This is a genomic window from Streptomyces sp. NPDC006296 (assembly GCF_040613235.1).
Lineage (GTDB): Bacteria > Actinomycetota > Actinomycetes > Streptomycetales > Streptomycetaceae > Streptomyces.
In genome coordinates, this window is sequence record NZ_JBEXRT010000011.1 from 106,202 (window position 1) to 128,023 (window position 21,822).

The window sequence follows — 21,822 nt, forward strand, 5'->3', positions numbered from 1 at the left end:
TCCGCCCGACGGCCCCGGCCGTCCCCCTCCCGACGACCCACCGAGGAGTCTGTTCGTGGTCCGCGCCGCCGTACTGCCCGCCGTCGGAGCTCCCCTGGAGATCACCGACATCGTCCTCCCCGAGCCCGGCCCCGGCCGGGTGAGCGTCTCCCTCGCCGCCGCCGGGGTCTGCCACTCCGACCTGTCCCTGTCCGACGGCACCATGCGGCTGCCCGTCCCGGCCGTCCTCGGCCACGAGGGCGCCGGCACGGTGCTCGCCGTCGGCGAGGGCGTCACGCACGTCGCCCCGGGCGACCCGGTCGTCCTCAACTGGGCGCCGTCCTGCGGCGCGTGCTTCCACTGCGGGATCGGCGAGGTGTGGCTGTGCGCCCACGCGCTGAAGGGCGCGGCGGACATCCACGCGCACAGGGCCGACGGCACCGGGCTCCACCCCGGCCTCAACGTCGCCGCCTTCGCCCAGCAGACCGTCGTCGCCGCGAACTGCGTGCTGCCCGCGCCGGAGGGCATCCCGCTCGACGACGCGGCCCTGCTCGGCTGCGCGGTCCTGACCGGATACGGGGCGGTCCACCACGCGGCCCGGGTGCGTGAGGGCGAGAGCGTGGTCGTTCTCGGGATCGGAGGGGTCGGCCTGGCCGTCCTTCAGGCGGCCCGTATCGCCGGAGCGTCGAAGATCATCGCTGTGGACGTGTCCCCCGAGAAGGAGGAACTGGCCCGCCGGGCCGGGGCCACCGACTACGTCCTCGCGTCCGACACCACCCCGCGCGCCGTCCGCGCGCTCACCGGCGGGCAGGGCGCCGACGTCGCCGTGGAGTGCGTGGGCCGGCCCGCCACGATCCGCGGGGCCTGGGAGTCCACCCGCCGGGGCGGCCGCACCACGGTCGTCGGCATCGGCGGCAAGGACCAGCAGGTGAGCTTCAACGCCCTGGAGATCTTCCACTGGGGCCGCTCCCTCACCGGCTGCGTCTACGGGAACAGCGACCCCGCGCGCGACCTGCCGGTGCTCGCCGGACACATCAGGGCCGGGCGGTTCGACCTCTCCATGATGGTCACCGAGCGGATCGGCCTGGACGGCATCCCCGCGGCCTTCGAGAACATGATCGCGGGCAGGGGCGGACGCGCACTCGTCGTCTTCTGAGGGCGGACGCCGGGCCGGGCCGGCTCGCGCACCTGCTCCCTCCGGGGGGCCGGGCCGGGCTGCGCCCGGCCCGTGCGCCGTCGTGGTGGCGCCGCGTCAGACGCCGTTCGGTGCGGACCCGGCGGTGGACCCGGGCGTGCGCCCGGCCGTCCGCTCGTACCGGAGGACGAGGCCGTCCAGCAGGGCGCGCAGTCCGGTCTCGAAGGCCCCCTCGTCGACCTGCCGGCTCCGGTCGGCCAGCAGGTGGGCCTGGCCGAGGTGGGGGTAGTCGGCGGGGTCGTACGCGGTCTCGTCGTCGACGAACCCGCCCGCGAAGGAACCCAGCGCCGACCCGGTGATGAAGTAGCGCATCAGCGCGCCGATGTGGGTGGCCTGGGCGGGCGGCCAGCCGGCCCGGACCATCGCCCCGAAGACCGCGTCGGCCACCCGCAGCCCCGCGGGACGGCGGCCGGGGCCCCGCGCGAGCACCGGGACGATGTGCGGGTGGGCGGCGAGCGCCGCACGGTAGGAGACGGCCCAGTCGTGCAGCGCCGCGGGCCAGTCGCGCGGGTCGTCCTCCTCGAACATCGACAGGTCGACCTGGGCGGACACCGCGTCGGCGACCGCGTCGAGGATCTCGTCCTTGTTCCGGAAGTGGTTGTAGAGCGAGGGCCCGCTCACGCCGAGCCCGGCGGCGAGGCGGCGGGTCGAGACGGCGTCCAGCCCTTCGGCGTCGACGAGGGCGCTCGCCGCCTCGACGATGCGGTCTCTGCTGAGGAGGGGCTTGCGCGGTCGGGCCATGCGGCACATAGTAGGGCCTGCAAGCCTAAAACTAGCAGTGCTAATTTAAGTGGGTGTCGCAGGATGAACCTGGAGCTGAGCGAGGAGCAGGCCGCCGTCCGGCAGCTCGCCGAGGACTTCGTCGCACGGGAGATCACCCCCCATGTCGTCGCATGGGACCGCGCCGAGAGCGTCGACAGGGCGATCGTGAAGAAGCTGGGTGCCCTCGGCTTCCTCGGGCTCACCGTCCCGGAGGAGTACGGCGGCTCCGGAGGGGACCACCTCGCCTACTGCCTGGTGACCGAGGAGCTCGGCCGCGGTGACTCCTCGGTGCGCGGCATCGTGTCCGTCTCGCTCGGCCTGGTCGCCAAGACGATCGCCTCCTGGGGGAGCGAGGAGCAGAAGCGCCGGTGGCTGCCGGGGCTCACCGCGGGCGACGCCGTCGGGTGCTTCGGGCTGACCGAGCCGGGCACCGGGTCCGACGCGGGGAACCTGAGCACCCGGGCGGTGCGCGACGGCGGCGACTACGTGATCAACGGCTCCAAGATGTTCATCACCAACGGCACCTGGGCCGACGTCGTGCTGCTCTTCGCCCGGACCGGGGACGCGCCGGGGCACCGGGGCGTCTCCGCCTTCCTGGTGCCGGCCGACACCCCCGGCCTCACCCGGCGCACCGTCCGCGGCAAGCTCGGACTGCGCGGCCAGGCCACCGCCGAACTGGTGCTGGAGGACGTCCGCGTCCCCGCCTCCACCCTGCTGGGTCCCGAGGGCAAGGGCTTCTCCGTCGCCATGTCCGCCCTCACCAAGGGCCGGATGTCGGTCGCGGCCGGATGCGTCGGCATCGCCCAGGCCGCCCTGGACGCGGCCGTGCGCTACGCGGGCGAACGGGAGCAGTTCGGCCGGCCCATCGCGGGTCACCAGCTCGTCCAGGAGCTCATCAGCGACATCTCCGTGGACGTCGACGCCGCCCGCATGCTGACCTGGCGCGTCGCCGACCTCGTCGACCGCGGCCAGGACTTCGCCACCGCGGCGTCCACCGCCAAGCTGTTCGCCTCCGAGGCGGCGGTACGGGCCGCGAACAACGCCCTCCAGGTGTTCGGCGGCTACGGCTACATCGACGAGTACCCGGTCGGCAAGCTGGTCAGGGACGCCCGTGTGATGACCCTGTACGAGGGCACCAGCCAGATCCAGAAGTTGATCATCGGCCGCGCGCTGACGGGGGTCTCCGCCTTCTGAGCCGACCGGGCGCCGGACCGGCACGGCACCCCTTCTGAGTACCGGGTGAGTACCCCGGCGGATGCCGGCGCACCCCGCCGGGCCGGATGCTGAGCGGCATGAGTGAGACGACATCGGTCAAACAGCAGAGCACCGCCGCCTTCTACGGACAGGCCGTCCTCTCCTTCGCGGTGGCGGCCGGCGCGGTGGCCCTCGGAATCTTCTTCCTCGACGCCGACGCCTGGGTGCGGGCCTTCCTCGCCATCGGCGTCCTCTACCTCATCACCTCGTGCTTCACCCTCGCCAAGGTCATCCGGGACCGGCAGGAGGCGGGGCAGATCGTCAGCAGGGTCGACCAGGCCAGGCTGGAGAAGATCCTCGCCGAGCACGACCCCTTCCAGAAGCTCTGACCCTTCCGGGAGCGGTGACGGTCCGGGAGCACCCCGAGCCCGCGCACTCTAAGCGCTTGCTCAGGTTCGGGGTATGGTGTTCGTCCCGCGGGCGATCTGCGGGCGAAAGGGGCATGGGGCGATGAGCACGGCGGAGGAGACCGGCGGCGAAGAGACGCCGTGGGGCGAGGTGACGCCCGAAGCGGCCCGGCGACTGCTCGTCGCCGCCGTCGAGGCGTTCGCCGAGCGCGGCTACCACGCGACCACCACCCGCGACATCGCCGGCCGGGCCGGGATGAGCCCGGCCGCGCTCTACATCCACTACAAGACGAAGGAAGAGCTGCTCCACCGGATCAGCAGGATCGGCCACGACCGGGCCCTGCGCCTCCTGGAGGCCGCGGCCGACAGCGGTGGCAGCGCGGCCGGCCGGCTCGCCGACGCCGTCCGCTCCTTCGTCCGCTGGCACGCCGAGCGGCACACCACCGCGCGGGTGGTCCAGTACGAGCTGGAGGCGCTCGCCGAGGAGCACCGCGCCGAGATCGTGGCCCTGCGCAGGAAGAGCGACGCCGCGGTGCGCCGCATCATCAGCGAGGGCGTCCGGGACGGCGAGTTCGACGTCCCCGACGTCCCGGGCACCACGCTCGCGGTGCTGTCCCTCTGCATCGACGTGGCGCGCTGGTTCAACGCGCAGGGCAGCCGGACGCCCGAGGAGGTCGGCACCCTCTACGCGGACCTCGTCCTGCGGATGGTGGGCGCCCAGAAGTGACGCCGGGCCCGGGGGCCCGGCGCACCCCGCACCGGCCGGAGACGCCGGCGCGCCTCAGAAGTAGTAGCGCGACACCGACTCCGCGACACAGGCCGGCTTGTCGCCGCCCTCGCGCTCGACGGTGACGAGGGCGGTCACCTGGACGCCGCCGCCCGCCTCCGCGACGTCCTTCAGCACGGCCGTGGCCCGCAGCCGTGAGCCCACCGGGACGGTCGAGGGGAAACGGACCTTGTTGGTGCCGTAGTTGATGCCCATCTTCGCGCCCTCGACGGACAGGATCTGGGGGACGAGCACCGGCAGCAGCGACAGCGTCAGATAGCCGTGCGCGATCGTCGTGCCGAACGGGCCGGCCGCGGCCCGCTCCGGGTCCACGTGGATCCACTGGTGGTCGCCGGTGGCCTCGGCGAACAGGTCGATCCTCTTCTGGTCGATCTCCAGCCAGTCGCTGTGACCGAGTTCCCGGCCCACCCCGTCCCGCAGCTCCTGCGCGGACGTGAAGATTGTCGGCTCTGCCATGTTCGTGGTCCCTGCCTTCCGGCTGTCGGCCGCCCTGTCCAGGGCGATGTCTAAGCGCTTGCTCAGCATGGGCGGGGCGCGCGCGCCTGTCAACGACGGACCGGCCGGTTGTCCGGAGTGGCGGCAGCGGCCCCGGTGCGGCCATTAAGGTTCGGGGAGTGCCGCAGATCCCGCAGACATGCCAAGAACTCACCGTCGGTCAGCTCTCCGCCCGCAGCGGCGCCGCCGTCTCGGCCCTTCACTTCTACGAGACCAAGGGGCTGATCAGCAGCACCCGCACTTCGGGCAACCAGCGCCGCTACACCAGGGACGCCCTGCGCCGGGTGGCGTTCGTCCGGGCCGCGCAGCGGGTGGGCATCCCCCTCGCCACCGTCAGGGAGGCGCTGGCCGAGCTGCCGGAGGAGCGCACCCCGAACCGCGAGGACTGGGCCCGGCTCTCCCGGGCCTGGCGCTCCGAGCTGGACGAGCGGATCACTCAGCTGTCACGGCTGCGCGACCACCTCACCGACTGCATCGGCTGCGGGTGCCTGTCCCTGGACACCTGTGTGCTGTCCAACCCGGACGACGTCGCCGGCACACGCCTCGCCGGCTCGCGGCTGATGCCCGAGCGGCGTACGGCGGACCGCTCCTGAGAGCCCGCGCCGCACGTCCGCCGTGACGCGCGGCCGGCCGGTCCTCCGTGACGCGCGGCCGGCCGGTCCTCCGCGACACGCGTCCCGGGTCCTCCGCGACACGCGCCGCACAGCCTCCGTGACACGCACCGCACGACCGGCGCGGCGCGTGACGTGCCGTCCCCCGGTCCCGGGGCCGGCCTGCCTCTCCGCCCCCGCGCGCCGGGCGGGCCGGAGCCCCGTTCCTCGCTGCCTGCCGTCGTCGCCCGGCCCCGCGCCCCGGCCGTCAGGCCGCCGACGCCAGTTCCCTCGTCCGTGCGCTCCGGGCCGCGTTGAGCGCCCCCGGCGTGAGGGCGGGCCGGGGCACCACGATGCCGCAGTCCGTGCAGACCGGTCCGGCCCCGGGCGCGTGGTCCAGGTCCTGCCGCCAGACGATGTCGATCCCCCGGCAGACCGGGCAGGCGGCGCGCGGTGTGCCGCCCAGGGCCGCGATCAGCCGCCTCAGGACCTCGCTCAGGGGGGCGCTGGGATGGACCTCCGGATCCTCGCAGTGCGCGATCCCGTTGCCGCCCCAGGTCCGCCGGTGCCAGTCGTCGAACGATCCGGGCCTCCGCAGCCCGTCGTGCTTCTCGCGGCGCCGCCGCTCGGCGAAGCCCGCCTCGTACGCGAGCCAGACGGCCCGCGCCTCCTCCAGTTCCTCCAGTGCGCGGATCAGCCGCCCCGGATCCGGGGCTCTGTCCTCGGGATCGATCCCGTGCCGGGCGCACAGGTGATCCCAGGTCGCCCGGTGACCGTACGGGGCGAACCGTTCCAGGCATTTGCGCAGCGAGTACCGCCGCAAAGCCAGATCACCCCGGGGATCGCGGACCTGTCTCGCAAGACTCCGGAAACCCGCCATGGCAGTGCCACCTCCGTCACTCGTACTTCGGCGTCAAAGAGATGGACGTACGACTGCCCTGTTCGGCTCCATCCAAGGGTGAAATGCGTCCACGGATCGAGACGGACCGTGCGGAGCCGTGCGAAAGGGTGCGGTGATCCGGAAAAAGTGACTGATGTTCACCTTACCGACGTGCCCTACCGCCAGTAACCTCCGGCGCATCGGCCACCCGGAGGAGCACGCATGCCCCCACGCACCCGCACGCTCAGAGCCGCCACAGTCGCGGCCGTCCTCGCCCTCGGCACGTCCCTGATCGCCTCGGCGCCCGGCGCCGGAGCGGCGGAGCCGGAGCCGCTCGCCGTCACCGACCACTGCCGTGACCGGTGCGCGGACATCCTGCCGCCCGGTGAGAACGGCAACGCCACGCTCGTGGAGATCCTCGGCAACAAGGCCTTCGGCACGCACCCCGCGCACAGCGACGACCAGCTCGACCGCTACAACGGCCTGGTCGCGGGGCACACCGCGCTCACCGACCGGAAGCTGACCGAGTTCTTCAACGACGCCTCCTTCGGGGTGGCCGCCGACCAGATCGAGTCGGTGACGAAGCCGCGCGAGGACGTCACGATCACCCGGGACAAGAAGAGCGGCGTCCCCCACATCCAGGGCACCACCCGCTACGGGACCGAGTTCGGCGCCGGGTTCGCCGCCGGACAGGACCGGCTGTGGCTGATGGACCTGTTCCGGCACATAGGGCGCGGCGAGCTGACCTCCTTCGCCGGCGGGGCACTGGCCAACCAGGGCCTGGAGCAGCAGTTCTGGCCGCAGGCCCCGTACACCGAGGCGGACCTGGAGGCCCAGGTCGAATGGATCAGGACCACCGAGGGCGCCCGCGGCGAGCAGGCGATGGCCGACGCGCAGGCCTACGTCGACGGGATCAACGCCTACCGGGTGAAGTCGAAGGACGGCCGCTACTTCCCGGGTGAGTACGTCCTCACCGGAAAGATCGACTCGATCACCAACGTCGGCGAGATCCAGCCGTTCAAGCTCACCGACCTGATCTCGATCGCCTCGGTCGTCGGCGGGCAGTTCGGCGGGGGAGGGGGCGGCGAGGTCCAGGCCGCGCTCTCGCTGCTCGCGGCCCAGCAGAAGTACGGGGTCCAGGAGGGCACCCGGGTCTGGGAGTCCTTCCGCCAGCGCAACGACCCCGAGGCGGTCCTCACCGTCCACGACGGCACCTCGTTCCCCTACGCGGGCAAGCCCGACAACGCCCGCGGCACCGCGCTTCCCGACCCGGGCTCGGTCACCCCGGAGCCCCTGATACACGACCGCACCGGCTCCGCCGGGACGGACCGGAAGACCCCGGTGAAGGCACCGGCCGCCCTCGCACCGCTCCAGGGCCTGTACGACGACGGCGTGATCCCGGAGGGCGCGCTGCCCGGCTCCGGCGACGGCGCCCAGCGGCGCGGGATGTCCAACGCCCTCCTGGTGTCGGGCCGGCACACCGCGAGCGGCAACCCGGTCGCCGTCATGGGCCCCCAGACCGGCTACTTCGCCCCGCAGCTGATGATGCTCCAGGAGCTCCAGGGGCCCGGTATCAGCGCCCGCGGCGTCTCCTTCGCGGGCGTCGGCATGTACGTCCAGATGGGCCGGGGCCAGGACTACGCCTGGAGCGCGACCTCCGCGGCCCAGGACATCACCGACACCTACGCGGTCGAGCTGTGCGAACCCGGCGGCTCCGCGCCCACCAAGGACTCCACGCACTACCGCGCCGACGGGGTCTGCACGGCCATGGAGAAGCTGGAGCGCTCCAACTCCTGGAAGCCGACCGTCGCCGACTCCACCGCCAAGGGCTCCTACCGGATGCAGGTGTGGCGCACCGGCTACGGGATCGTCACCCACCGCGCCACGGTGGGCGGCAAGCCGGTCGCGTACACCTCGCTGCGGTCCACCTACCGGCACGAGGCCGACTCGATCATCGGCTTCCAGATGCTCAACGACCCGGCGGCCGTCACCGACGCGGCCTCCTTCCAGCGGGCGGCGAGCAACATCGACTACGCCTTCAACTGGTTCTACGCCGACGCGCGCACCACGGCCTTCTACAACAGCGGCATGAACCCGGTGCGCGCGGCCGGGGTGGACGCCGCACTGCCGGTCAAGGCCGAGAGAGCGTACGCCTGGCGGGGCTACGACCCGGCGGCCAACACCTCCGACCGCACCCCGTTCGCCGAGCACCCGCACTCCAGCGGACAGGACTACTACATCTCCTGGAACAACCGGCAGGCCGAGGACTACTCCACCGCCGCGTTCGGCTTCGGATCCGTGCACCGGGGCGACCTGCTCGACGAGCGGGTCGCCGCACTGGTCGCGGAGGGCGGCGTGACCCGCGCCTCCCTCACCCGCGCCATGGAGGAGGCGGCCCTCACCGACCTGCGCGGTGAGCAGCTGCTGCCCGAGCTCCTGCAGGTGCTGCGCTCCCAGCCGGTCACCGACCCGGCGCTCGACACGGCGGTCCAGCAGCTGGACTCCTGGCGGGCTGCCGGAGCGCAGCGCAAGGAGACGGCCCCGGGGTCGCACACCTACACGCACGCCGACGCGGTCCGCATCATGGACGCCTGGTGGCCGAAGCTGGTCGAGGCGGAGTTCCGCCCCGGCCTCGGGGACGGCCTCTACACGGCCCTCACCGCGAACCTCGCCACCGACGAGTCCCCGGCGGCCAGCCACGGACCGAGCGGCGCGCACAGCGGATCGGCGTTCCAGTACGGCTGGTGGGGCTTCACCGACAAGGACCTGCGCCAGGTCCTCGGCCGGCCGGTCGAGGGCCCCCTGGCGAAGACCTACTGCGGCGGCGGCGACCTGAGCGCCTGCCGTGCCGCGCTGCTGAGCACCCTCAAGGAGGCGGTGGCCGCGCCCGCGACCACGGTCTACCCGGGGGACGACAGCTGCAAGGCCGGTGAGCAGTGGTGCACCGACGCGATCGTCCACCGTCCGCTGGGCGGGATCTCGCAGAAGTCCGTCCACTGGCAGAACCGTCCGACGTACCAGCAGGTCGTGGAGTTCGCCTCGCACCGCTGAGGGCGGCCCGCCCCGCGGGAGGGGACCATCGGGGCGCCGGCTCCCCGCACCGCTGCGGACGGCGGTGCGGGGAGCCGCGTCCGGGCCGGACGGCGGCTCCCGGCCGGGTCGTGCCGGGGGTGCGCGCCGGGCCGGCACCTCGGGGGCCGTGCCCGGCGCACCGGCGGCTCACCGGTACAGCAGGTACTCCCGCCGGGTCCGCCGGAACGCGGCGAGGTCGGCGGCCCAGGCGCCCACCACCTCGTCCGTGTCCGCTCCCGCGTCGATCATCGTGCGGACCCTGGTGTTGCCCGAGAGCCGGTCGATCGCGTTGTCCGCCCGCCACGCGAACCCGCTCCAGGTCCGCTTCGCGGTGACCAGCAGCGCGATGCCGGTGCGGACCGGGTCGAACGCCTCCCGGTCCTGGACGTGCACCTGCACCCCTCCGACCGTCTTCCCCTGGAACTTGGAGAACGTCGGCGCGAAGTACGCCTCGCGGAAGGCGACTCCGGGCAGGCCGACCGCGTTCGCGGCCGCCGCCCACCGGTGGTCCACCCCCTCCGCGCCGAGCAGCTCGAAGGGCCGCGTCGTACCCCGGCCCTCGGAGAGGTTGGTCCCCTCGAACAGACAGGTCCCGGAGTAGACCACCGCCGTCTCCGGTGTCGGCATGTTGGGGCTCGGCGGCACCCACGGCAGCCCGGTGGCGTCGAAGAAGTCCGCACGCCGCCACCCGGTCATCTTCACCACGTCCAGCTCCAGCGGACGGGCCGTCAGGAACTCCGCGTCGAAGAGCAGCGCCAGCTCCGCCACGGTCATGCCGTGCGCCTGGGAGATCTCCCGGCGCCCCACGAACGACGCGAAGGCCGGATCGAGCACGGGCCCCAGCGCCGCCCTGCCGCTGACCGGGTTGGGCCGGTCCAGGACGACCAGGCGCTTGCCCGCGAGCGCGGCGGCCTCCATGCAGTCGTAGAGCGTCCAGATGTAGGTGTAGAAGCGGGCCCCGGCGTCCTGGATGTCGAAGACCACCGTGTCCACACCGGACGCCGTGAAGATGTCGGCCAGCGGCTGTCCGCTCTTGAGATACGTGTCGTAGACCGGCAGCCCGGTCGCCGGGTCGTCGTACCGCCCCTCCGAACCGCCCGCCTGCGCGGTGCCCCGGAAGCCGTGCTCGGGGCCGAAGACCGCGGTCAGATCGACCCGGTCGTCGGCGTGCATCACGTCGACGATGTGCTGGACACCGGTGGTGACCCCGGTGGGGTTGGTGACGATGCCGACCTTCTCCCCGGCGAGCAGCCGGTACCCGTCGGCGGCCAGCCGCTCGAAGCCGGTACGGACCCGGGGGCGCCCCGTGCCGTGTCCCGGGCCGGCGGCGACGGCCGTCCCCGGCCCCGCGGCGGTCGTCGCCAGGGCCCCCATCGCACCGCCGGCGGCCAGCAAACCACGCCTGGACAGGGTCATTCCGCTACCTCCATGATCGCTTCGACTGCCATGGTCAGGCACGCTAGCGCGGGTCCGGTCCACACGGAACGGCCACGACGGTGCGGATTCCCCGTCCTGCCCCTCACCTCTTCCGTGATGACATACCGACTGGTTAGTCTGCCGGGTAGGTCGGCTGAGAGAGGCGGGAAGCGGATGAGTGCGGTGCGGGGCGCGGGCGTAGTGGTGACGGGGGCCGCAGGCGGCATCGGGGCGGCCCTGGCCCGCAGGTTCGCCGCGGAGGGGGCGCGGGTCGTCGTCAACGACCTCGACGCCGGCCGGATCGAGGCGCTCGCGGAGGAGATCGGCGGCACCGTCGTCGCCGGGGACGCCTCCGGGATCGTGGATGCCGCACGCGAGGCGCTCGGCGGCACGGTGGACGTCTTCTGCGCCAACGCCGGACTCGCCTCGGGCGGGGACGCGTTCGCCGAGGAGGACGTCTGGGCCGCGGCCTGGGACGTCAACGTCATGGCCCAGGTGCGGGCGGCCCGGGCGCTGCTGCCGGACTGGCTGGAGCGGGGCTCCGGCCGGTTCGTCTCCACCGCCTCGGCGGCCGGGCTCCTCACGATGATCGGCGCCGCCCCGTACAGCGTCACCAAGCACGGGGCCGTCGCCTTCGCCGAGTGGCTCTCGCTCACCTACCGGCACCGCGGCGTCACGGTCCACTCGATCTGCCCGCAGGGCGTGCGCACGGACATGCTCACGGCCGCCGGGTCCGCGGGCGACCTGGTGCTCGCGCCCACCGCGATCGAGCCCGAGGCCGTCGCCGACGCCCTGTTCGACGCCATGGCCGAGGACCGCTTCCTGGTCCTGCCGCACCCCGAGGTCGCCGGCTACCACCGCGCCCGCGCCGAGGACCCCGACCACTGGCTCGGCAGCATGAACCACCTGCAGCGGAAGTGGGAGGAGGCCGGGTCATGACCGACTCGATCTACGCGGCGAAGCCCTGGACGGCCCTGCTCAGCCCCGCCCAGCTGGCCCCCCTCCACCCCGCCGAGACCCTGGTCCACGCCTTCCGGGAAGCCGTCGGCCGGACCCCGGACCACACCGCGCTCGCCTACTTCGACGGACGCCTCAGCTACCGCGAGACCGACGAGCTGTCCGACTCCGTGGCGGGGCACCTCGCCGCCGAGGGACTGGAGCGCGGCGACCGGGTCGCGATCATGCTCCAGAACACCCCGCACTTCGTCCTCGCGCTGCTCGGCGCCTGGAAGGCCGGTGCGACCGTCGTCCCGCTCAACCCGATGTACCGGTCGGGCGAGGTCGGCCACGTCCTGAAGGACGCCGAGGTCACCGCGCTGGTCTGCTCCGACCGCGCCTGGGAGTCCTACCTCCGGGCCACCGCCGGGGCCGCCCCGAGCGTGACCGTCGCCCTCACGGCCTGCGAGCTCGACCTCCAGTCGGCCGACGACCCGCGGGTGTTCGGCTTCGAACGCCTCCCCGCCCCCTGCCCCGACGACCTCGCCCACGACCTGGTGACCGTGGCCCGCCGCGGACTCGCCGCGCCGGCCGGCCGGGACCTCGGCGCCGCGGACACCGCCCTGATCAGCTATACCTCCGGGACCAGCGGCACCCCCAAGGGCGCCATGAACTCCCACGGCAACATCATGGTCAACGCCGAGCGGCAGCGCGCCGGCCACCCCGTCGAGGAGGGCGCCGCCTACTTCGCGCTCGCCCCGCTCTTCCACATCACCGGCATGGTGTGCCAGCTCGCCGCCTGCGTCGCCAACGCGGGCACCCTGGTCCTCGCCCACCGCTTCGAGGCGAGCGTCGTGCTGGAGGCCTTCGCGGAGCACCGCCCCGCCTACACCGTCGGCCCGTCCACCGCCTTCATGGCGCTCGCCGCGCACCCGGAGGCCACCCGGGACCACTTCGCCTCCTTCCGGGTCATCTCCTCCGGCGGGGCACCGCTCCCGCCCGCGCTGGTCGAGCGGTTCCGCGACGACTTCGGCCCGTACCTCCGCAACGGCTACGGCCTCACGGAGTGCACCGCGCCCTGCGCCTCCGTCCCGCCGCAGCACGAGGCACCCGTCGACCCCGTGTCCGGCACCCTCTCGGTGGGCCTCCCCGGACCCGACACCGTGGTCAGGATCGTCGACGAGCAGGGCCACGACGTGCCCTTCGGTGAACAGGGCGAGATCGCCGTGCGCGGCCCCCAGGTCGTCTCCGGCTACTGGAAGCTGCCCGAGGCCACCGAGGCCGCCTTCCCGGACGGGGAGCTGCGCACCGGCGACATCGGCTTCATGGACACGGCCGGCTGGCTCTACGTCGTGGACCGCAAGAAGGACATGATCAACGCCTCCGGTTTCAAGGTCTGGCCCCGGGAGGTCGAGGACGTCCTCCACACCCACCCGGCCGTCCGGGAGGCCGCGGTCGTCGGTGTTCCCGACGCCTACCGCGGGGAGACCGTCCGGGCCTACGTCAGCCTGCGGCCGGGCGCCACGACCGGCCCGGACGAGCTGATCGCCCACTGCCGGGAACGGCTCGCCGCCTACAAGTACCCGCGCGACGTGGAGATCCTGACCGAGCTCCCGAAGACGGCGAGTGGGAAGATCCTCAGGCGGGAACTGCGTTCCCCCCGTTAGGACAGCGCACGCGCGGTACGAGAGGACAGGTGGCGGCCATGGCCAAGGCGACGGACGGAAGCGGTGCGCCCGTTCCCCAGAGGCTGCTGGCCGCCGCCACCCGGCTCTTCGCGAAGCGCGGCTACGACCGCACCTCCGTGCAGGAGATCGTCGAGGCGGCCGGCGTCACCAAGGGGGCGCTCTACCACTACTTCGGCTCGAAGGAGGACCTCCTCCAGGAGGTCTACGCCCGGGTGCTGCGGCTCCAGCAGGAGCGGCTCGACGCCTTCGCGAACGCCGAGGCGCCGGTCGAGCGGCGGCTGCGTGACGCGGCGGCCGACGTGGTCGTCACCACCATCGAGAACCTCGACGACGCCTCGATCTTCTTCCGCTCCATGCACCACCTGAGCCCGGAGAAGAACAAGCAGGTGCGGATCGAGCGCCGCAGGTACCACGAACGCTTCCGGGCCCTGATCGAGGAGGGGCAGCGGACCGGGGTGTTCTCCACGGCGACCCCGGCCGACCTGGTCGTGGACTACCACTTCGGCTCGGTGCACCACCTGTCCACCTGGTACAGCCCGGACGGCCCGCTCAGCCAGCAGGAGGTCGCGGACCACCTGGCCGATCTGCTGCTGAGGGCCCTGCGCCCCTGACGGCGTCCCGGCGTCGCGCCGGCCCGGGTGCCGTCACCCGGCCGTCACCGGAGCCGGAGCCGTGTTCGCCGACGGCCGGCCGCTGAGGGCCGTCCGCCGGCCGTCCGTCGCCGAGGCCGTCCGCCCGGGGCCTGTCCGGGGACCTGGCCACCCGGAGTTCCCCCGCTCGGAGCCCGCCCGTCCGCCGCTCGCCCGGGGCCCGTCCGGACCTGCCCGCCCGGGGCCCGCGCTCCCGCGGCCGGTGATCCCGTCGCGGGCGCCCGCCGCCCCGCTCCCGTCGCGGAGGCACCGGCGGAAGAGAGGTCCGTCCGCTCAGCGGGTTCCGATGTCCGGATTCCACCCTTGACTGTACGCGGACATTGATTGAGCATCGGGGGCGCACTGCGCAGCACCCGCTCCAGGCCCCGGTCGTGCACGGCCGGGGACCCCCGCACGTTCCGTCAGTCCCCGAACGGAATCCGGAGCCCTCGATGAAGCTCACCCGCCTCAGATCCCTCCCCCTGGCCGCGCTCGCCGTCGCGGCCCTGCTGGCGACCGCGGCCCCCGCCGTCCAGGCCGCACCCGCGGCCGTCGCCGCGGCCCCCGACATCCCGCTCGCCAACGTCAAGGCCCACCTCGCGCAGTTCCAGTCGATCGCCACCGCCAACGGCGGCAACCGGGCCCACGGCAGGACCGGCTACAAGGCGTCCGTCGACTACGTGAAGGCCAAGCTGGACGCCGCCGGATACACCACCTCGCTCCAGCAGTTCACCTCCGGCGGTGCCACCGGCTACAACCTGATCGCCGACTGGCCCGGCGGCGACCCGAACCGGGTCCTCATGGCCGGTTCCCACCTCGACTCGGTGACCGCCGGTGCCGGCATCAACGACAACGGCTCCGGCTCGGCGGCCGTGCTGGAGACCGCCCTCGCCGTCTCGCGGGACCGGCTCGCACCGGACAAGCACCTGCGCTTCGCCTGGTGGGGCGCGGAGGAGCTGGGGCTCGTCGGGTCCAAGTACTACGTCAACAACCTCGCCGCGGCCGAGCGTTCCAAGCTCGCCGGCTACCTGAACTTCGACATGATCGGCTCGCCCAACCCCGGCTACTTCGTCTACGACGACGACCCGGTCATCGAGCAGACCTTCAAGGACTACTACGCCGGCCTGTCGATCCCCACCGAGATCGAGACCGAGGGCGACGGCCGCTCCGACCACGCCCCGTTCAAGAACGCGGGCGTGCCGGTGGGCGGACTGTTCTCCGGCGCGGACTACATCAAGACCAGCGCCCAGGCCCAGAAGTGGGGCGGCACCGCCGGCCAGGCCTTCGACCGGTGCTACCACGCGTCGTGCGACACGACGGCGAACATCAACGACACCGCCCTGGACCGCAACAGCGACGCGGTGGCCCACGCGATATGGACCCTGTCCGCCGGGACCGTCACCCCGCCCGCCGGAACCGTCTTCAGCAACGCCGCCGACGTCGCCGTACCCGACAACGGGGCCGCGGTGACCTCCTCGATCGCGGTCACCGGCCGGACGGGCAACGCCCCGTCCGCGCTGAAGGTGGACGTCGACATCAAGCACACCTACCGCGGGGACCTGGTCGTCGACCTGCTCGCACCCGACGGGACCGCGTACCGGCTGAAGAACTCCAGCAGCAGCGACTCGGCCGACCACGTCATCGCGACGTACACCGTCGACGCGTCGAGCGAGACGGCCAACGGGACGTGGAAGCTCCAGGTCAGGGATGTCGCCGCGCAGGACACCGGCTACATCGACAGCTGGCGGCTCACCTTCTGACCCGCCGGGAGGCAGGTCCGCCGGGGAGGCGCCCAGGGGCGCCTCCCCGCGCCGGGCTCAGAGGTACTTCTTGATCTCGCGCCGCGCCAGCGACCGCTGGTGCACCTCGTCCGGCCCGTCCGCCAGCCGCAGGGTGCGGGCCGCGGACCAGAGTTCGGCCAGCGGGAAGTCCTGGCTGACGCCGCCGGCGCCGTACAGCTGCACCGCCTGGTCCAGGATGCCGACGACCGCCCGCGGAGTGGCGATCTTGATCGCCTGGATCTCGGTGTGCGCCCCGCGGTTGCCGACCGTGTCCATCAGCCAGGCCGTCTTCAGCACCAGCAGCCGCAGCTGTTCCACCGTCACCCGGGCGTCCGCGATCCAGTTCTGGACGACACCCTGCTGCGCCAGCGGCTTGCCGAACGCCGTGCGGGCCACGGCCCGCCGGCACATCAGCTCGATCGCGCGCTCGGCCATCCCGATCAGCCGCATGCAGTGGTGGATCCGGCCCGGCCCCAGCCGCGCCTGGGCGATGGCGAAGCCGCCGCCCTCCTCGCCGATCAGGTTGGCGGCGGGCACCCGCGCGCCGTCGAACACCACCTCGGCGTGGCCGCCGTGCGCGTGGTCCTCGTAGCCGTACACCTGCATCGCCCGGCGGACCTCGACGCCCGGGGTGTCCCGCGGGACGAGGATCATGGACTGCTGGCGGCGGATGTCCTCGCCCCCGGGGTCCGTCTTGCCCATGACGATGAAGACGGCGCAGTCCGGGTTCATCGCCCCGGAGATGTACCACTTGCGTCCGTCGAGGACGTAGTCCCCGCCGTCCCGGGTGATCCGCGTCTCGATGTTCGTCGCGTCCGACGAGGCCACCTCCGGCTCCGTCATCGCGAACGCCGAACGGATCTCGCCGGCCAGCAGCGGCTCCAGCCACTGCTTGCGCTGCTCCGGTGTGCCGAACTGGGCGAGCACCTCCATGTTCCCGGTGTCCGGGGCCGCGCAGTTCAGCGCCGTCGGTGCCAGGTGCGGGCTGCGGCCGGTGATCTCGGCCAGCGGGGCGTACTGGAGGTTCGTCAGCCCGGCGCCGTACTCCGCGTCCGGGAGGAAGAGGTTCCACAGGCCCTGCCTGCGCGCCTCCGCCTTCAGGTCCGCCACGATCCCCGGGGTGTCCCAGGGGGAGTCCAGGAGCGCGCGCTGCCGCTCGGCGACTTCCTCGGCGGGATGGACGTGCTCGTCCATGAACGCGAGCAGCGTGCCGCGCAGCTCTTCGGTACGGGCGTCGAATGCGAAGTCCACGGGGGATCAGCCTTCCTGGAGGGTGGTGAGGCCGTGCGCGATGAAGACGGGGACCAGGTCGCCGATGCGGTCGAAGCCGGCGCCGACGGTCCGGCCGAGGGTGTAGCGGTAGTGGATGCCCTCCAGGATCACGGCGAGCTTGAACCACGCGAACGCCGTGTACCAGGAGAGGGCCGAGGTGTCGCGGCCGGAACGCGCCGCATAGCGCTCGATCAGCTCGGCGGGGCGCGGATGGCCCGCGGCGCCGCTGGTGGTGGAGACGGGCGACCCGGGCAGGCCCAGGTCGGAGCTGTACATCACGAGCAGACCGAGGTCGGTCAGCGGATCGCCGAGGGTCGACATCTCCCAGTCCAGGACCGCCCTGATCCGGTCGTCCGGGCCGATCAGCACGTTGTCCAGGCGGTAGTCGCCGTGCACGACGGTGGGTGCGGGCGAGGCCGGGAGCTCCCGGCCGAGCGCGGCGTGCAGCTCGTCGATCCCGGCCAGCTCGCGGTTGCGGGAGGCGTCCAGCTGCTTGCCCCAGCGCCGCAACTGCCGGTCCAGGAAGCCCTCGGGACGGCCGAAGTCGCCGAGGCCGACGGCTGCGGGGTCGACGGCGTGCAGGTCCACCAGGGTGTCCACCAGCCCCAGGACGACGGCCCTGGTGCGCTCGGCGCCGAGCGGGGCGAGCTGTTCGGCGGTCCGGTAGGGGGTCCCCTCGACGTACTCCATGACGTAGAAGGGCGAGCCGATGACCGTCTCGTCCTCGCAGAGCAGCAGGGTCTCCGGCACGGGAACCGCCGTCGGGTGGAGTGCGCTGATCACCCGGTGCTCGCGCTTCATGTCGTGCGCGGTGGCCAGCACGTGCCCCAGGGGAGGCCGGCGCACGACCCACTCCCCGGTTCCGTCGGTGACGACGTAGGTGAGGTTCGAGCGGCCGCCCTCGATCACCCGGGCGTCGAGCGCTCCGTTCACCAGCCCCGGCCGCTCACGGTCGAGATGGCCGCGCAGCAGGTCGAGATCGAGACCTGGCGGGTGGACTGGGCTCATGGGGCGCACCTCCGGGGCGGTCGAACGGTCGGGACCATGATGCCGACCAGTCGGTATGTCGTCCAGTGTCCGCCCGCGATCCGAGAAGTGATCCCGGGCTCCTCGCCCCCGGCGCGCCCCGCCCCGACGGCTCGTCCGGCCGTGCGGCCGCGGCCTCGACGGCCTCCGGCGCTGCCGCCCGCCGCACTCCGGCACACGGTCCACGATGCCGGAACCGGCTCCCGCCGTGCGAGGCGGTCACGGGGTCACGCCGGGCGCGGCCTGAGTTGCGGGGGCCCCGGGGCGCGCCGATGGTCGGAGGATGAAGGCGATCAGCTACAGCAGGTACGGCTCGGCGGACGTCCTGGAGTACGGCGAGCGGCCGGACCCGAAGGTCGGCCCCGACACGGTCCTGGTGAGGGTGCGGGCCGCCGCCGTGAACCCGGTCGACTGGAAGGCCCGCGAGGGCTACCTCCGGGCGGGGCTGGAGGCCGTGTTCCCCGTCATCCCCGGCTGGGACGTCGCCGGTGTGGTGGTCCAGCCGGGCGCCGCCGTGGACGAGTTCGCCGTGGGGGACGAGGTCATCGGCTACGTGCGCGAGGACTTCCTCTCGCGCGGCACCTTCGCCGAGTACGTCGCCGCGCCCGTCCGCACCCTCGCCCGCAAGCCGCTCAGCATCGGCTTCGAGGAGGCGGCGGGCCTCCCGCTGTGCGGCCTCACCGCCCACCAGGTGCTCCACCGCACCCTGCGGGTCCAGGAGGGCGAGACCGTGCTGGTGCACGCCGCCGCCGGCGGGGTCGGCTCCCTCGCCGTCCAGCTCGCCCGGCACGCGGGCTGCCGGGTCGTCGGCACGGCCGGACCCCACAACCACGACTACGTACGCCGGCTGGGCGGCGAACCGGTGGAGTACGGCGACGGGCTCGCCGCCCGGCTCCGGGCCCTCGTGCCGGAGGGCTTCGACGCGGCGTTCGACACCGTCGGCGGCGAGGCGCTCCGCGTCTCCGCCGAGACCCTCGCGCCCGGAGGACGGCTCGCGTCCATCGCCGACGCCGAGGTCTTCTCCCACGGCGGCCGCTACGCCTTCGTACGCCCCGACGCCGCGGACCTCGCCCACCTCGCCGGCCTCGCCGAGCAGGGCATCCTCTCCGTCCACGTGGACCGGGTCTTCCCCCTGGAGCGGGCCGCCGACGCCTACCGGCTCAACGAGCGGGGCCGCACCCGGGGCAAGATCGTCGTCACCGTGCCCCGGGAGGACTGACCCCACGGGGCCGGGCCGCCCGGGCGCGACGACCGGGGCGGCGGGCTCCGGTCGAGGCGGCCTCCCGGGTCCCAGGCCTCCGGGACGGCGGGCTCCGGACGAGGCGGGCTCCTGACGTCTCGGCGGCGGGCCCCGGTCGAGGCGGCCTCCCGGGTCCCCGGCCTCCGGGCGAGGCCGGGCCTCCCGGAGCCCGCACGCGCTCCCGGCGCACGAGGGCCCCGTAAGGGCCCGTGCCCCTGCGCCGTCCGGTCCGCCGCGCGTCAGAACAGCATCGCGGCGGCGCAGACCGCCAGCGCCAGCGTGCACACGACCGCGGCCAGGGCGTGGCGGGGCGGCAGCGGGACGGGCTCCGCCGCCCCCAGGCCCGTCACCCGGTGGTGCGCCACGGCGAGGAAGCCCAGCCAGGCCAGCAGGCTCGCGGCCACCGCGAGGACGGCGGCGCCCGTGACCCCGCCGGTCAGCGCCTGCCGCACCCCGAGCACCGCGACCACGGTGCAGGCCAGGGTGGTGCGGCGCCAGGCCAGCCGCGTCCGCTCGGGCTGCAGCCCGGGATCGCGCTCCGGGCCGGTCACCGGCCCTCCCAGCCGAACAGGACCACCACCACCATCGCGACCGCCACCAGGGCGACCACGATGCCGAGCAGCGCCGGGAAGCGCGACGCCGGAAGGTTCTCGCCCCGGCGCATCGCGCGTTCGCACCGCACCCAGTGGTTCACCGCCCGCAGCGCGCAGAGCACCCCGGCGGCCAGCAGCCCGAGGGCCAGACCGGCCCGGACGCCCCAGGCCAGCCCGGGCAGGAACTGGTCCACGGCGAAGCCGCCGCCGATCAGCGCGAGGGCGGTCCGGATCCAGGCGAGGAAGGTGCGCTCGTTGGCGAGGGAGAAACGGTAGTCCGGGGTGTCGCCCTCCTCGCGGATCCGCTCGGGGGCGAACCAGAGCCGCAGCCCCCGGACGAACTCGCTCATGCGGGGGACCCCGCCCCGCCGCCGGCCCGGAACCGCCTCAGCCGGTGGTGGGCGGCCAGGCCGTCCGGCACCCACGTCCACGCGCCCAGGCGCTCCTCCAGCTCCGCGTCGGTCAGGAAGGTGTGCCAGGCGACCTCCTCCACCTGCGGCCGCACGGGCAGGTCGCAGCGCACCTCGTAGACGTACGACCACCAGCTGTGCCCGGGGCCCTCGTAGAGGAACTTGAAGAGCGGCGTGGGACGGGGGAGACCGGACACCCCCAGCTCCTCCTCCGCCTCGCGCAGTGCCGCCTCGTCGTACGACTCGCCGGTGCCCACGACCCCGCCGACGAACATGTCGTGGTACGAGGGGAAGTTCAGCTTCGTGGCCGTTCTCCGGTGGACGAACAGCCGTCCCGCCGGGTCCCTCGCCTCGATGAAGACGCAGCGGTGGCGCAGGCCGCGCGCGGTCGCCTCGCCGCGGGGCGCCTGCCCGACGACCTCGTCGTTCTCGTCGACGATGTCCAGGATCTCGTCAGCCGGATTCATGGGGTCCATCCAACATCAACCGGTCGGCGGCCGTGGAGCCGTGCCGCTCCTTGCCCTCCGGCATCGCGGGGTGCAGCCCCAGCAGCACGATCCCCGTCACGATCGCCGCGAGCCCGGCGGACTGCCAGGCCAGCGCGCCGGTGTCGGTGCGCACCCGGTCGCCCAGGAAGCCGATCCCGCAGACGATCCCGGCCAGCGGCTGCGCCGCCGTCAGCGCCGGGAGCGACATCCGCAGCGGCCCCGCCTCGAAGGCGCTCTGGACGAGGACCAGACTGGTGACGCCCAGCACGACCAGCGCGTAGGGCTGCCAGCCGGTGAACAGCTCGCCCCAGCCGCCCGCGTCCAGCCGCAGGACGCAGACACGGGTCAGCGCGTCCTGGAGGCCGTACAGCAGTCCTCCGGCGAGCCCCAGCATCGTCGGGGCCCACGGGGTGCGCGGATGGCGGGCGAAGGCGGTCAGGGCCAGCGCGAGGCCCACCACCGCGCCGATCACCAGCCAGTGCCTCAGCGGCTCCGTCACCGCCTCGCCGCCGCGCGGCCGGCCGGCCAGCAGGAACGCGGTGACCCCGCCGGCCAGCAGCCACAGACCGCCCCAGCCCTGGCGGCCCAGCCGCTGGCCGGTGAAGAAGCGGGACAGTGTCAGCGCGAACAGCAGATTGGTGGCCAGCAGCGGTTCCACGACCGACACCTCGCCCTGCCCGAGCGCGAACGCCCCCAGGGCCATGCCGCAGATCATCAGACCGATGCCCGCCAGCCAGCTCGGCACCCTCATCAGGTCCAGCAGCAGCCGCAGGGACAGGAAATCGCTCTGCGGGGCGCGGCGTGCCGCGTCCTGCTGCAGGACGAAACCGAAGCCCGTGCAGCAGGCGGCGCCCACGGAGAGCAGGATTACCAGCAAGGACACGGTCCGACGATAGCCCCGCGGCCGTACGGGAAGCGTGAAGCCGCCGTCCACCGGACGGTTGACGTGAGGGGCGGCCGGTACCCAAGATCTGACCGACGA

The 21,822-nt window shown here is 73.4% G+C and carries 21 protein-coding genes; 11 read left to right on the plus strand and 10 right to left on the minus strand.

The genetic code is table 11. The features are described 5' to 3' along the window. The first annotated feature begins 55 nt into the window (after nt 1-55). Nucleotides 56-1,135, plus strand: coding sequence for a Zn-dependent alcohol dehydrogenase (locus tag ABZ172_RS10575; RefSeq protein ID WP_356882334.1), 1,080 nt, complete (start codon nt 56-58; stop codon nt 1,133-1,135). A gap of 96 nt (nt 1,136-1,231) precedes the next feature. Here the strand turns inward: ABZ172_RS10575 and ABZ172_RS10580 are convergent, their stop codons facing one another. After that, a complete protein-coding gene (locus ABZ172_RS10580) occupies nt 1,232-1,915 on the minus strand; it encodes a TetR/AcrR family transcriptional regulator (protein ID WP_356882336.1) in 684 nt (227 codons plus the stop codon). Nucleotides 1,916-1,978: 63 nt separating this feature from the next. Here ABZ172_RS10580 and ABZ172_RS10585 point away from each other — a divergent pair, with 63 nt between their 5' ends. The 3 genes from ABZ172_RS10585 (at nt 1,979) to ABZ172_RS10595 (ending at nt 4,264) form a co-directional block, all read left to right on the plus strand. Then, nucleotides 1,979-3,130 carry an acyl-CoA dehydrogenase family protein gene (locus ABZ172_RS10585; protein WP_356882338.1) on the plus strand — a complete coding sequence of 384 codons (1,152 nt, stop codon included), beginning with the start codon at nt 1,979-1,981 and terminating at the stop codon, nt 3,128-3,130. Between the two features lie 98 nt (nt 3,131-3,228). After that, nucleotides 3,229-3,519, plus strand: coding sequence for a YiaA/YiaB family inner membrane protein (locus tag ABZ172_RS10590; protein WP_356882340.1), 291 nt, complete (start codon nt 3,229-3,231; stop codon nt 3,517-3,519). Nucleotides 3,520-3,640: 121 nt separating this feature from the next. Next, nucleotides 3,641-4,264: a TetR/AcrR family transcriptional regulator gene (locus ABZ172_RS10595; protein WP_356882343.1), complete on the plus strand. Its 624-nt coding sequence runs from the start codon at nt 3,641-3,643 to the stop codon at nt 4,262-4,264. A gap of 54 nt (nt 4,265-4,318) precedes the next feature. On the opposite strand, the gene ABZ172_RS10600 is transcribed toward ABZ172_RS10595, so the two are convergent. Continuing rightward, the gene (locus tag ABZ172_RS10600; RefSeq protein WP_356882345.1) at nt 4,319-4,780 is read right to left on the minus strand and encodes a MaoC family dehydratase; all 462 of its coding nucleotides are present in this window, start codon (nt 4,778-4,780) and stop codon (nt 4,319-4,321) included. A 158-nt stretch (nt 4,781-4,938) separates the two neighbouring features. Here ABZ172_RS10600 and soxR point away from each other — a divergent pair, with 158 nt between their 5' ends. Beyond that, complete coding sequence (gene soxR, locus ABZ172_RS10605) at nt 4,939-5,412, plus strand: redox-sensitive transcriptional activator SoxR (RefSeq protein WP_356882347.1); 474 nt, start codon at nt 4,939-4,941, stop codon at nt 5,410-5,412. Between the two features lie 265 nt (nt 5,413-5,677). Here soxR and ABZ172_RS10610 read toward each other — a convergent pair whose 3' ends face one another. After that, nucleotides 5,678-6,289, minus strand: coding sequence for a hypothetical protein (locus tag ABZ172_RS10610; protein ID WP_356882349.1), 612 nt, complete (start codon nt 6,287-6,289; stop codon nt 5,678-5,680). 222 nt (nt 6,290-6,511) lie between these two features. Here ABZ172_RS10610 and ABZ172_RS10615 point away from each other — a divergent pair, with 222 nt between their 5' ends. Next, nucleotides 6,512-9,340, plus strand: a complete 2,829-nt coding sequence (locus ABZ172_RS10615; RefSeq protein WP_356882351.1) for a penicillin acylase family protein — start codon at nt 6,512-6,514, stop codon at nt 9,338-9,340. 168 nt (nt 9,341-9,508) lie between these two features. Here the strand turns inward: ABZ172_RS10615 and ABZ172_RS10620 are convergent, their stop codons facing one another. Continuing rightward, the gene (locus tag ABZ172_RS10620) at nt 9,509-10,777 is read right to left on the minus strand and encodes a DUF1343 domain-containing protein (protein ID WP_356882353.1); all 1,269 of its coding nucleotides are present in this window, start codon (nt 10,775-10,777) and stop codon (nt 9,509-9,511) included. 174 nt (nt 10,778-10,951) lie between these two features. Between ABZ172_RS10620 and ABZ172_RS10625 the strand changes: the two genes are divergently transcribed. From ABZ172_RS10625 to ABZ172_RS10640, 4 genes are all read left to right on the plus strand, one after another. Further along, on the plus strand, nt 10,952-11,716 hold the full coding sequence (locus ABZ172_RS10625) for an SDR family oxidoreductase (RefSeq protein WP_356882355.1): 765 nt from the start codon (nt 10,952-10,954) through the stop codon (nt 11,714-11,716). Continuing rightward, entirely contained in the window at nt 11,713-13,380 is a 1,668-nt protein-coding gene (locus ABZ172_RS10630; protein WP_356882357.1) for an AMP-binding protein, read from the plus strand. The genes ABZ172_RS10625 and ABZ172_RS10630 overlap by 4 nt, the downstream gene beginning before the upstream one ends. Nucleotides 13,381-13,418: 38 nt before the next feature. Continuing rightward, on the plus strand, nt 13,419-14,012 hold the full coding sequence (locus tag ABZ172_RS10635; RefSeq protein ID WP_356882359.1) for a TetR/AcrR family transcriptional regulator: 594 nt from the start codon (nt 13,419-13,421) through the stop codon (nt 14,010-14,012). A 470-nt stretch (nt 14,013-14,482) separates the two neighbouring features. Beyond that, nucleotides 14,483-15,790: a M28 family metallopeptidase gene (locus ABZ172_RS10640; RefSeq protein WP_356882361.1), complete on the plus strand. Its 1,308-nt coding sequence runs from the start codon at nt 14,483-14,485 to the stop codon at nt 15,788-15,790. A 57-nt stretch (nt 15,791-15,847) separates the two neighbouring features. Here ABZ172_RS10640 and ABZ172_RS10645 read toward each other — a convergent pair whose 3' ends face one another. Together ABZ172_RS10645 and ABZ172_RS10650 are read right to left on the minus strand one after the other, a co-directional pair. Next, nucleotides 15,848-17,062 (minus strand): acyl-CoA dehydrogenase family protein, encoded by a 1,215-nt coding sequence (locus tag ABZ172_RS10645; RefSeq protein WP_356882363.1) that lies wholly within the window; start codon nt 17,060-17,062, stop codon nt 15,848-15,850. 6 nt (nt 17,063-17,068) lie between these two features. After that, nucleotides 17,069-18,091, minus strand: coding sequence for a phosphotransferase family protein (locus tag ABZ172_RS10650; protein WP_356882365.1), 1,023 nt, complete (start codon nt 18,089-18,091; stop codon nt 17,069-17,071). Nucleotides 18,092-18,392: 301 nt separating this feature from the next. On the opposite strand from ABZ172_RS10650, the gene ABZ172_RS10655 reads away from it, so the two are divergent. Then, entirely contained in the window at nt 18,393-19,328 is a 936-nt protein-coding gene (locus tag ABZ172_RS10655; RefSeq protein WP_356882367.1) for an NADP-dependent oxidoreductase, read from the plus strand. Nucleotides 19,329-19,588: 260 nt separating this feature from the next. Here the strand turns inward: ABZ172_RS10655 and ABZ172_RS10660 are convergent, their stop codons facing one another. From ABZ172_RS10660 to ABZ172_RS10675, 4 genes are read right to left on the minus strand one after another with little or no spacing between them, the layout of a single operon-like run. Next, nucleotides 19,589-19,900 carry a DUF202 domain-containing protein gene (locus ABZ172_RS10660; RefSeq protein ID WP_356882369.1) on the minus strand — a complete coding sequence of 104 codons (312 nt, stop codon included), beginning with the start codon at nt 19,898-19,900 and terminating at the stop codon, nt 19,589-19,591. Further along, on the minus strand, nt 19,897-20,292 hold the full coding sequence (locus ABZ172_RS10665) for a DUF202 domain-containing protein (RefSeq protein ID WP_356882371.1): 396 nt from the start codon (nt 20,290-20,292) through the stop codon (nt 19,897-19,899). The genes ABZ172_RS10660 and ABZ172_RS10665 overlap by 4 nt, the downstream gene beginning before the upstream one ends. Further along, nucleotides 20,289-20,819: an NUDIX domain-containing protein gene (locus ABZ172_RS10670; protein ID WP_356882373.1), complete on the minus strand. Its 531-nt coding sequence runs from the start codon at nt 20,817-20,819 to the stop codon at nt 20,289-20,291. Before ABZ172_RS10670 ends, ABZ172_RS10665 begins: the two co-directional genes overlap by 4 nt. Beyond that, nucleotides 20,806-21,723 (minus strand): DMT family transporter, encoded by a 918-nt coding sequence (locus ABZ172_RS10675; RefSeq protein ID WP_356882375.1) that lies wholly within the window; start codon nt 21,721-21,723, stop codon nt 20,806-20,808. Before ABZ172_RS10675 ends, ABZ172_RS10670 begins: the two co-directional genes overlap by 14 nt. Nucleotides 21,724-21,822: the final 99 nt, after the last annotated feature.

What these genes read in the sequence shown, in the direction of transcription:
- ABZ172_RS10580 (WP_356882336.1), bottom strand. Translation starts at nt 1,915, where the DNA reads ATGGCCCGACCGCGCAAGCCCCTCCTCAGCAGAGACCGCATCGTCGAG.
- ABZ172_RS10585 (WP_356882338.1), top strand. Translation starts at nt 1,979, where the DNA reads ATGAACCTGGAGCTGAGCGAGGAGCAGGCCGCCGTCCGGCAGCTCGCC.
- ABZ172_RS10590 (WP_356882340.1), top strand. Translation starts at nt 3,229, where the DNA reads ATGAGTGAGACGACATCGGTCAAACAGCAGAGCACCGCCGCCTTCTAC.
- ABZ172_RS10595 (WP_356882343.1), top strand. Translation starts at nt 3,641, where the DNA reads ATGAGCACGGCGGAGGAGACCGGCGGCGAAGAGACGCCGTGGGGCGAG.
- ABZ172_RS10600 (WP_356882345.1), bottom strand. Translation starts at nt 4,780, where the DNA reads ATGGCAGAGCCGACAATCTTCACGTCCGCGCAGGAGCTGCGGGACGGG.
- ABZ172_RS10610 (WP_356882349.1), bottom strand. Translation starts at nt 6,289, where the DNA reads ATGGCGGGTTTCCGGAGTCTTGCGAGACAGGTCCGCGATCCCCGGGGT.
- ABZ172_RS10615 (WP_356882351.1), top strand. Translation starts at nt 6,512, where the DNA reads ATGCCCCCACGCACCCGCACGCTCAGAGCCGCCACAGTCGCGGCCGTC.
- ABZ172_RS10620 (WP_356882353.1), bottom strand. Translation starts at nt 10,777, where the DNA reads ATGACCCTGTCCAGGCGTGGTTTGCTGGCCGCCGGCGGTGCGATGGGG.
- ABZ172_RS10625 (WP_356882355.1), top strand. Translation starts at nt 10,952, where the DNA reads ATGAGTGCGGTGCGGGGCGCGGGCGTAGTGGTGACGGGGGCCGCAGGC.
- ABZ172_RS10630 (WP_356882357.1), top strand. Translation starts at nt 11,713, where the DNA reads ATGACCGACTCGATCTACGCGGCGAAGCCCTGGACGGCCCTGCTCAGC.
- ABZ172_RS10635 (WP_356882359.1), top strand. Translation starts at nt 13,419, where the DNA reads ATGGCCAAGGCGACGGACGGAAGCGGTGCGCCCGTTCCCCAGAGGCTG.
- ABZ172_RS10640 (WP_356882361.1), top strand. Translation starts at nt 14,483, where the DNA reads ATGAAGCTCACCCGCCTCAGATCCCTCCCCCTGGCCGCGCTCGCCGTC.
- ABZ172_RS10650 (WP_356882365.1), bottom strand. Translation starts at nt 18,091, where the DNA reads ATGAGCCCAGTCCACCCGCCAGGTCTCGATCTCGACCTGCTGCGCGGC.
- ABZ172_RS10655 (WP_356882367.1), top strand. Translation starts at nt 18,393, where the DNA reads ATGAAGGCGATCAGCTACAGCAGGTACGGCTCGGCGGACGTCCTGGAG.
- ABZ172_RS10665 (WP_356882371.1), bottom strand. Translation starts at nt 20,292, where the DNA reads ATGAGCGAGTTCGTCCGGGGGCTGCGGCTCTGGTTCGCCCCCGAGCGG.
- ABZ172_RS10670 (WP_356882373.1), bottom strand. Translation starts at nt 20,819, where the DNA reads ATGAATCCGGCTGACGAGATCCTGGACATCGTCGACGAGAACGACGAG.